Origin of the sequence: Pseudomonas sp. FYR_7, from assembly GCF_043106155.1 — a bacterium.
Taxonomy (GTDB): domain Bacteria; phylum Pseudomonadota; class Gammaproteobacteria; order Pseudomonadales; family Pseudomonadaceae; genus Aquipseudomonas; species Aquipseudomonas parafulva_B.
The window spans coordinates 20,694-29,891 of the sequence record NZ_JBICMI010000012.1; the positions used below are offsets into that span (position 1 = coordinate 20,694).

At 61.7% G+C, this 9,198-nt stretch carries 8 protein-coding genes; 2 read left to right on the plus strand and 6 right to left on the minus strand.

What is annotated here, in order from left to right; genetic code table 11:
- Window positions 1-15: 15 nt before the first annotated feature.
- The 5 genes from carA to grpE all read right to left on the minus strand — a co-directional run bounded on the left by carA (window position 16) and on the right by grpE (window position 6,169).
- On the minus strand, window positions 16-1,152 hold the full coding sequence (carA, locus tag ACF8R3_RS02025) for a glutamine-hydrolyzing carbamoyl-phosphate synthase small subunit (protein ID WP_392514747.1): 1,137 nt from the start codon (window positions 1,150-1,152) through the stop codon (window positions 16-18).
- A 299-nt stretch (window positions 1,153-1,451) separates the two neighbouring features.
- A complete protein-coding gene (gene dapB / locus ACF8R3_RS02030; protein WP_058604766.1) occupies window positions 1,452-2,255 on the minus strand; it encodes a 4-hydroxy-tetrahydrodipicolinate reductase in 804 nt (267 codons plus the stop codon).
- Between the two features lie 13 nt (window positions 2,256-2,268).
- Entirely contained in the window at window positions 2,269-3,393 is a 1,125-nt protein-coding gene (dnaJ, locus tag ACF8R3_RS02035) for a molecular chaperone DnaJ (protein WP_023533145.1), read from the minus strand.
- 191 nt (window positions 3,394-3,584) lie between these two features.
- Window positions 3,585-5,510, minus strand: a complete 1,926-nt coding sequence (gene dnaK / locus ACF8R3_RS02040; protein WP_197844611.1) for a molecular chaperone DnaK — start codon at window positions 5,508-5,510, stop codon at window positions 3,585-3,587.
- A 101-nt stretch (window positions 5,511-5,611) separates the two neighbouring features.
- Window positions 5,612-6,169: a nucleotide exchange factor GrpE gene (gene grpE / locus ACF8R3_RS02045; protein ID WP_058639200.1), complete on the minus strand. Its 558-nt coding sequence runs from the start codon at window positions 6,167-6,169 to the stop codon at window positions 5,612-5,614.
- A 193-nt stretch (window positions 6,170-6,362) separates the two neighbouring features.
- Here grpE and recN point away from each other — a divergent pair, with 193 nt between their 5' ends.
- On the plus strand, window positions 6,363-8,036 hold the full coding sequence (gene recN / locus ACF8R3_RS02050) for a DNA repair protein RecN (RefSeq protein WP_196141744.1): 1,674 nt from the start codon (window positions 6,363-6,365) through the stop codon (window positions 8,034-8,036).
- Between the two features lie 101 nt (window positions 8,037-8,137).
- Here the strand turns inward: recN and fur are convergent, their stop codons facing one another.
- Window positions 8,138-8,542, minus strand: a complete 405-nt coding sequence (gene fur, locus ACF8R3_RS02055; protein ID WP_023533128.1) for a ferric iron uptake transcriptional regulator — start codon at window positions 8,540-8,542, stop codon at window positions 8,138-8,140.
- Window positions 8,543-8,639: 97 nt separating this feature from the next.
- Here fur and ACF8R3_RS02060 point away from each other — a divergent pair, with 97 nt between their 5' ends.
- Entirely contained in the window at window positions 8,640-9,167 is a 528-nt protein-coding gene (locus tag ACF8R3_RS02060; protein WP_023533140.1) for an outer membrane protein assembly factor BamE, read from the plus strand.
- Window positions 9,168-9,198 lie beyond the last annotated feature (31 nt).

A 9,198-nucleotide genomic window follows, 5' to 3' on the forward strand; every position in this document is an offset into this window, starting at 1 on the left:
CTTGAAGCAGGAGACTCAGCGGCGCTTGGCCATGGCATCGGTGAAACGATCGAACAGTGGCGCGACGTCGGTCGGGCCTGGGCTCGCTTCAGGGTGGCCCTGGAAGCTGAACGCGCTCTTGTCGGTGCGCTCGATACCCTGCAGGGTACCGTCGAACAGCGACTTGTGAATGGCGCGCACGTTGCCAGGCAAGGTCGCTTCGTCCACCGCAAAGCCGTGGTTCTGGCTGGTGATCATGACCACACCGGTATCGAGGTCCTGCACCGGGTGGTTGGCACCGTGGTGGCCGTGGCCCATCTTCACGGTCTTGGCGCCGGAGGCCAGGGCCAGCAGCTGGTGACCCAGGCAGATGCCGAAGACCGGGATGTCGGTTTCCAGGATTTCCTTGATCGCCTGGATGGCATAGTCACAAGGCTCGGGATCGCCCGGGCCGTTGGACAGGAACACGCCGTCCGGGCTGAGGGCCAGCACTTCGCTGGCGGGCGTCTGGGCCGGCACCACGGTGACGCGGCAGCCACGGGCGACCAGCATGCGCAGGATGTTCAGCTTGACGCCGTAGTCGAACGCCACCACGTGATAAGGCAGGTCGGCAACTTCGCGGGTGGGGTGGCTATCGGTCTTGAGCTCCCACACGCTGGAACGCCATTCGTAGCGCTCCTTGGTGGAAACCACCTTGGCCAGGTCCATGCCCTTGAGGCCTGGGAAGCCGCGCGCAGCGGCGATTGCGGCTTCTTCGCTGATGTCGTCACCGGCCAGGATGCAGCCGTTCTGAGCGCCCTTTTCACGCAGGATTCGAGTCAGGCGACGGGTGTCGATGCCCGCAATGGCCACCACGTTGTTGGCCTTGAGGTACTCGGGCAGCGACTGGGTGTTACGCCAGTTGCTGGCCAGCAGCGGCAGATCGCGAATGACCAGGCCGGCCGACCAGACGCGGTTGGATTCTGCGTCTTCTGGCGTGGTGCCGGTGTTGCCGATGTGCGGGTAGGTCAGGGTAACGATTTGCTGCGCGTAGGAAGGGTCTGTAAGGATTTCCTGGTAGCCGGTCATAGCGGTGTTGAATACCACTTCACCAACGGTCTGGCCGTCGGCACCGATTGCCTCACCGCGGAAAATACTGCCGTCGGCAAGGGCGAGTATGGCTGGCTTTGTCAAGAAGACCTCCCGAAAATCAAGCATGAAAGGGCGATCGCAGGTTGCAAAAAAGCGGAGTGACGTATGGACACGTCACCCCGCTTTTATGTGCTGAATTCAATTCGCTGCGCGCTTTTAGTGGACACACTAAAGCTGTAGCTTACAGAAAAGTGCGTTTTCGGTCTACCGCATATGTGCCTCTTAAACACATGAATGCGACAGACCGCTACCAGAGCCACTTGCTAGAGGTGAGCCCCACCGCCCAGACACGCCTGGGTGCGTATCATCGGCGGCAGGTTACTCTGGTCTGGGCCGAGGGCTCAGTGCAGCTCGAGCACATCCTGCATGTCGTACAGGCCAGGCTCGCGCCCATCCAGCCACAAGGCCGCTCGCACGGCACCCTTGGCGAACGTCATGCGGCTGGAGGCCTTGTGGGTGATCTCCAGGCGCTCGCCTTCGGCAGCAAACAGCACCGTGTGATCACCGACCACGTCACCGGCGCGCACCGTGGCAAAGCCAATGGTCTTGCGATCACGTGCACCGGTCTGCCCTTCGCGGCCATACACCGCCACTTCCTGCAGGTCGCGCCCCAGCGCATTGGCCACCACTTCGCCCATGCGCAGCGCGGTGCCCGAAGGCGCATCGACTTTATGGCGGTGGTGCGCCTCGATGATCTCGATATCGACGTCGTCGCCCAGCACACGCGCCGCGATGTCCAGCAGCTTGAGGCTGAGGTTGACCCCCACACTGAAGTTGGCCGCGAACACAATCGGAATGTCCTTGCCCGCCTCGGCCAGCAGGTGCTTTTCTTCCACGGTGAACCCGGTGGTGCCGATGACCATGGCCTTGCCATGCTTACGGCAGAACGCCAGGTTCTTCAGGGTGACCGATGGATGGGTGAAGTCGATCAGCACGTCGAAGTCATCGGCAACCTTGACCAGGTCGTCGGACAGCAGCACGCCAATGCGCCCCAGGGCGGCCAACTCGCCTGCATCCGCACCCACCAGCGTGCTGTCCGGGCGGTCGATGGCAGCCGTCAGGCCGGCACCTGCGGTTTGCTGCACGGCTTCGACGAGGGTCTTGCCCATTCGCCCTGCCGCGCCCATCACTGCAATACGTCGCATAGCCTTTTCCTTGTCAAAGATCGCCGAAGAAGCGCTTCACGCCATCGAACCAGCCACTGGCCTTGGGCGAATGGGAGCTGTCGCCTTCGAGCGAATCACGCAGCTCTTCGAGCAGTTCGCGCTGACGACGGCTGAGGTTGACCGGCGTTTCCACCGCCACGCGGCACAGCAAATCACCCGCACCACCACCGCGCACAGGCGCCACGCCCTTGCCACGCAGGCGGAACTGCTTACCGGTCTGGGTGCCTTCGGGGATGCGCAGCTTGACCCGACCATCGAGGGTTGGCACTTCGAGTTCGCCACCCAGCGCAGCGTCGGTGAAGCTGATCGGCACTTCGCAGTACAGGTGCTTGCCATCACGCTGGAAGATCTCGTGCTCGCGCACGTTGATCACCACGTACAGGTCGCCGGTCGGCCCACCGTGCGCGCCGGCTTCACCCTCGCCCGACAGGCGAATGCGATCACCGGTGTCGACGCCTGCTGGCACCTTGACCGACAGGGTCTTGTATTCCTCGACCCGGCCTTCGCCATGGCAGGCCCCGCAAGGGTCGGTGATGATCTTGCCCTGGCCATGGCAGCGCGGGCAGGTCTGCTGCACCGAGAAGAAGCCCTGCTGCATGCGTACTTGGCCGATACCGCCGCAGGTGGGGCAGGTCGACGGGGTGGAACCTTTCTTCGCACCGCTGCCATCGCACGGCTGGCAGTTGACCAGCGTTGGCACGCGAATGCTGACCGTGGTGCCGCGCACGGCTTCTTCCAGGTTCAACTCCAGGGTGTAACGCAGGTCGCTGCCGCGCTGAGCGCCGCCGCGTCCGCCACCCCGGCCACCACCGAAGAAGTCGCTGAACACATCACCGAAGATGTCGGAGAAGTTAGCGCCCCCGAAACCGGCCCCGCCGCCACCCATGCTCGGATCGACGCCGGCATGGCCATATTGATCGAACGCCGCGCGCTTGCTGGCATCCGACAGGACCTCGTACGCCTCGTTGGCTTCCTTGAATTTGTCTTCGGACTCTTTATCACCCGGGTTGCGGTCGGGGTGGTACTTCATCGCCAACCGGCGATAGGCCTTCTTGAGGTCAGCATCCGTGGCGCCGCGCTCGACACCCAGGACCTCATAATAATCACGCTTGGACATAGGTCATTTGCACCTTGTTGGGCGTCCGGCATCTGCGCCGCGCCGTCAGCATCTGCTCCCCACGGGGGGCTGACAAATGCTGCAAAAATTCTCGAATTCCAGATACGTCAACGCGGGAGCAAGCCCCCGCGCGGCGACATCCTACCAGTCCACCGCCAAACGGCGGTGCACTGGCCGACAACTTGCAGGACTTACTGCTTGTTGTTGTCTTTCACTTCTTCGAACTCGGCGTCCACCACGTCGTCGTGCTTGGCTTCCGGCTCGGCCTGCTGCGCGCCGCCCTGAGGCTGTTCGGCCGACTGCTCGGCGTACATTTTCTGGGCAACCGGTGCAGAGACCTTGGACAGCTCTTCGACCTTAGCGTCGATGGCAGCCTTGTCGTCGCCTTTGACGGCGGTTTCCAGGGCAACCACGGCCGCTTCGATGGCAGTCTTCTCTTCAGCGGTGACCTTGTCACCCGCGTCAGCGACCATCTTGCGGGTCGAGTGAACCAGTGCATCACCCTGGTTACGGGCAGCGGCCAGTTCTTCGAACTTGCGGTCTTCCTCGGCATTGGCCTCGGCGTCACGCACCATGCGCTCGATTTCTTCGTCCGACAGGCCGGAGTTGGCCTTGATGACGATGGACTGCGACTTGCCGGTGGCCTTGTCTTTGGCGCTGACGTGCAGGATGCCGTTGGCGTCGATGTCGAAGGTCACTTCGATCTGCGGCACGCCACGTGGCGCTGGCGGAATGTCAGCCAGGTCGAACTTGCCCAGCGACTTGTTCTGTGCCGCCTGCTTGCGCTCGCCTTGCAGCACGTGAATGGTCACCGCCCCCTGGTTGTCGTCAGCAGTCGAGAACACCTGCGACTTCTTGGTCGGGATGGTGGTGTTCTTCTCGATCAGCGAAGTCATCACGCCGCCCATGGTTTCGATACCCAGGGTCAGCGGGCTGACGTCCAGCAGCAGGACGTCCTTCACGTCACCGGCCAAGACTGCGCCCTGGATGGCAGCACCCATGGCGACGGCTTCGTCCGGGTTCACGTCCTTGCGCGCTTCCTTGCCGAAGAAGTCGGCAACGGCTTTCTGAACCAGCGGCATACGGGTCTGACCGCCGACCAGGATCACGTCGTCGATCTTGCTGGCGTCGATACCGGCGTCCTTGAGCGCGATGCGGCAAGGCTCGATGGTGCGGCTGACCAGGTCCTCGACCAGCGATTCCAGCTTGGCGCGGGAAATCTTCACGTTCAGGTGCTTCGGACCGGTTGCATCTGCAGTGATGTACGGCAGGTTGACGTCGGTCGACTGGGCCGAAGACAGCTCGATCTTGGCCTTTTCAGCAGCTTCCTTCAGGCGCTGCAGGGCCAGTGGATCGTTCTTCAGGTCCATGCCGGACTCTTTCTTGAACTCATCGACGAGGTAGTCGATCAGGCGCATGTCGAAGTCTTCGCCACCCAGGAAGGTGTCGCCGTTGGTGGCCAGTACTTCAAACTGGTGCTCGCCGTCGACTTCGGCAATTTCGATGACCGAAACGTCGAAGGTACCACCACCCAGGTCATAGACGATCACGGTGTGGTCGCCCTTGGCCTTGTCCATGCCGTAGGCCAGTGCAGCGGCGGTCGGCTCGTTGATGATGCGCTTGACGTCCAGACCGGCGATGCGGCCGGCGTCCTTGGTGGCCTGACGCTGGCTGTCGTTGAAGTAGGCCGGTACGGTGATGACCGCTTCGGTCACAGGCTCGCCGAGGTAGTCTTCGGCGGTCTTCTTCATTTTCTTCAGAACTTCGGCGCTGATCTGCGGTGGCGCCATGTCCTTGCCGCTGGCCTGGACCCAGGCGTCGCCGTTGCTGGCCTTGACGATCTTGTAAGGCACCAGCTTGATGTCTTTCTGCACGACGTCTTCTTCGAAGCGGCGGCCGATCAGGCGCTTGACTGCGAACAGGGTGTTGTGCGGGTTGGTCACGGCCTGGCGCTTGGCCGACTGGCCGACCAGGATTTCGCCGTCGTTGGCGTATGCCACGATCGATGGGGTGGTACGCGCACCCTCGACGTTCTCGATGACCTTGACGTTACCGTTTTCCAGCACGGAGACGCACGAGTTGGTGGTCCCCAGGTCGATACCGATGATCTTGCCCATGTTAACTCTCCCGAAACTTGAATGAGGTAGCAGCGGCTACTGCGGCCAACTGCGGTAATACTTGAAGGCTTGACACCTAGATGGGGATGCCCGAAAGGATTTCAAGCCTTTTCATCGATAGAAGGTTGCGCTGCGCTCGGCGCCTTGCTGACCACCACCATGGCGGGGCGCAGCAGGCGGCCATTGAGCAGGTAGCCCTTCTGGAACACGTTCAGTACGCTGTTGGGTTCGACCTCGGCGTTATCCTGCATGGCCATGGCCTGGTGGTGCTCAGGGTTGAACGGCTGGCCATGCGGATCGATGGCTTCGAGGTTGTAGCGCTTGAGGGTGTCCTGGAACATCTTCAGGGTCAGCTCGACGCCCTCGCGGATCTGCTTGACGTGTTCGTCCTGGGCGCTGGAGTGAGTCAGGGCCAGTTCCAGGCTGTCGATCACAGGCAGCAGGTCGGTGGAGAACTTCTCCAAGGCGAACTTGTGCGCCTTTTCCACATCCTGCTCGGCACGCCGGCGAATGTTCTGCAGTTCGGCCACGGTACGCAGTGACTGGTCCTTGGCCGCGGCCAGCTGTTCTTCGAGTTCCAGCACGCGGGCATCAGCTGCGTTGTCGGCACCGGTTTGCTCGACGTTGAGGTCTTTCTCGTTCAGCTGCTCATCAGCCATGGGATATCTCCTGCGCAATTTGGTGGACTGCGAGCCAGGCTCGCCGGTGATGTGGCGTATATGGGGCCGGAAAATACAGCTTCAAGGGGCAGCCTGGTTTTTACGCCTTGAAGCGTTTGCACCAAAAGGGCATTGGCAGGCTGGAAAAAACTACTGTATAAATAACCAGACATGACTTTCTGGAGTCGCCCTCATGCTGGTGCACCTGTCCATTCACAACTACGCCATCGTCGAACACCTCGACCTGGAAATCGCCCGCGGCATGTCCGTGATCACGGGCGAGACAGGTGCGGGCAAGTCGATCATGCTCGATGCCCTGGGCCTGGCCCTGGGCGACCGCGCCGACAGCGGCGTGGTACGCCCCGGCACCGACAAGGCCGACATCCTCGCCACGTTCGACCTGGTCGACATCCCCGAGGCCCACACTTGGCTCGCCGAACGTGACCTGGCCAGCGATGGGCTGTGCATCCTGCGGCGTGTCATCACTGCCGAAGGCCGCAGCCGTGGCTATATCAACGGTACACCCTGCCCCCTTGGGGACCTCAAGGCCCTGGGCGAGCTGCTGATCGACATCCACAGCCAGCACGAGCACCAGTCCCTGCTCAAGGCCGATACCCATCGGCGTCTGCTCGACGAATACGCCGGGGCCATCGACCTGGCCCGGCAAGTGCAGATGGCGGCCAAGCGCTGGAACCAGACCCGGCTCGAACTGGAGCGCCTGTCCAATTCCGGCGACGAACAGCGTGCCCGCCACCAACTGCTCAGCTACCAGCTCGAAGAGCTGGACAACCTGGGCCTGGGCGAAAACGAACTGGAGCACCTGGAGCAGGAGCACAAGAACCTCACCAGCGCCGAGGCCCTGTTCGGCATTTGCCGCCAGGTCATCGACCAGTGCAGTGAAAGCGATTCGGGCAATGTGCTTGGCGCGCTCACCTCCAGCCTCAACCGGCTGGGCGCTGCCAGCAACGCCCCCAAGGCACTGTCGGAAGCGGCCAACCTGATTGCCAGCGCGCAGATTCAGGTGGAAGAAGCCGTGGGCGAACTCAACCGCTTCCTCGACAATTTCGATGCCGACCCCATGCGCCTCCAGGCCCTGGAAGAGCGCCTCGACACTATCTATACCCTGGCGCGTAAACACCGGGTGCACCCCACGGAGCTACCGCACCTGCAGCAGCAGTTGATGGAGGAGCTCGAAGGGCTCAACGCCAGCGATGAATCCCTGGAGCGCCTGGGCGAAGAAATGGCTGCATTCGCTCAACACTATAAAGAGAAGGCCCGCGAACTGAGCGGGCTGCGCCAGCATGCCGCCCAGCAACTGGCAGAGGCGGTCGAGCAGGAAATCCAGCGCCTGGGCATGCCCGGTGGCCGCTTCTGCATTCAGCTCACGCCCAATGACACGGCCGACCTATCACCCAATGGGCTGGAGCAGATCGAATTGCTGGTCAGCGCCAACCCCGGCCAGCCCCTCAAAGCGCTGTCCAAAGTCGCCTCGGGCGGCGAACTGTCCCGGATCAGCCTGGCGATTCAGGTCATTACGGCACAGACGTCGCGCATCCCTACCCTGGTATTCGACGAAGTGGATGTGGGTATCGGCGGGCCTACGGCGGAAATCGTGGGCCAGCTGTTGCGTCGCCTGGGCGAACGCGGCCAGGTGCTGACCGTCACCCACCTGCCTCAGGTGGCCGCCCAAGGGCATCACCACCTGTTCGTGCACAAGGTCCGCGAGAGCGATACCACGCACACGGCCGTGGCCAGCCTTGGCAAACGCGAGCGGGTCGAAGAAGTGGCGCGCATGCTGGGTGGCATCGACCTGACCAAGGAATCGCTGGCCCATGCGCGCAAGATGGTGGTCAGCGGCAAGGCCTGAGGCACTTCGGCACAGGGCCGGAATAACGGTCACCACCACCGTTTGCAGAAAAAACAAAGGCGACCCCAGGGTCGCCTTTGCTGTTCAGAACGAAGTAATCGTTACTTCTTCTTACGCACATAAAGGACCAGGTTGTGGTCCACCAGCTCGAAACCGTGCTCTTCGACGATTTCACGCTGACGCTTCTCGATCTCGGCATCCATGAACTCGATGACTTCACTGGTATCCACATTGACCATATGGTCGTGGTGACCGCCATCGGCCAGTTCGAACACCGCATGACCGCCGTCGAAGTTGTGGCGAACCACCAGACCCGCTGCTTCGAACTGGGTCAGTACACGGTACACGGTGGCCAGGCCAACATCCTCGCCTGCCTCCATGAGGGCCTTGTACACATCTTCGGCGCTCATGTGACGCTGCTCGGCAGAGTCGAGCATTTGAAGGATCTTGACTCGAGGCAGGGTCACCTTGAGACCGGCTTTGCGCAATTCGCTATTTTCAACCATGGTCAGCTTTCTCGCCGATGCTGCTTCGCAGCTTCTCTTAATACGGGTATGATCGGTGTTTACGTTGTCCAGCCAAGATAGTGGAAGTCGCCCACCGATGCAAAACACCAAGCTCTTGCTAACCAGCCTCACCTTCGTGGGACTGCTCGCACTCGCCGGTTGCTCGTTTCCCGGGGTTTACAAAATCGACATCCAGCAGGGCAATGTCGTCACGCAGGACATGATAGACCAATTGCGTCCGGGAATGACCCGGCGGCAAGTGCGGTTTATCATGGGCAACCCTCTGATTCAGGATACGTTCCACACCAACCGGTGGGACTACCTCTACAGCCTGCAACCTGGTGGCGGTCAGCGCCAACAGGAACGCATGAGCATTTTCTTCAATGAAAGCGACCAGCTGGTAAGCCTGTCTGGCGACTTCATGCCGGGCGTCAGCCGCGACCAGGAAATCCTCGGTGGCAGCGGCGACACCACGGTCAGCCCAGGTGCCAACGGCGAGCAGCCGGCAGCCCAACCGGAAGAAAAACCGGCCAAACCAGGCTCGGTCGAGGAATCCATCCAGCGCGAGATCGACACCATCGAAACCACGCCAGTGCCTACACCGGCACCGCTGGAAACGCGCTAAACGCGCTGATACGAAAAAAGCCCGGACAATG

Excerpts from the sequence above, each read along its gene's own strand:
- dapB (WP_058604766.1), bottom strand. The coding sequence starts at position 2,255 with ATGCGACGTATTGCAGTGATGGGCGCGGCAGGGCGAATGGGCAAGACC.
- dnaJ (WP_023533145.1), bottom strand. The coding sequence starts at position 3,393 with ATGTCCAAGCGTGATTATTATGAGGTCCTGGGTGTCGAGCGCGGCGCC.
- dnaK (WP_197844611.1), bottom strand. The coding sequence starts at position 5,510 with ATGGGCAAGATCATCGGTATCGACCTGGGGACCACCAACTCGTGCGTC.
- grpE (WP_058639200.1), bottom strand. The coding sequence starts at position 6,169 with ATGGCTGATGAGCAGCTGAACGAGAAAGACCTCAACGTCGAGCAAACC.
- recN (WP_196141744.1), top strand. The coding sequence starts at position 6,363 with ATGCTGGTGCACCTGTCCATTCACAACTACGCCATCGTCGAACACCTC.
- fur (WP_023533128.1), bottom strand. The coding sequence starts at position 8,542 with ATGGTTGAAAATAGCGAATTGCGCAAAGCCGGTCTCAAGGTGACCCTG.
- ACF8R3_RS02060 (WP_023533140.1), top strand. The coding sequence starts at position 8,640 with ATGCAAAACACCAAGCTCTTGCTAACCAGCCTCACCTTCGTGGGACTG.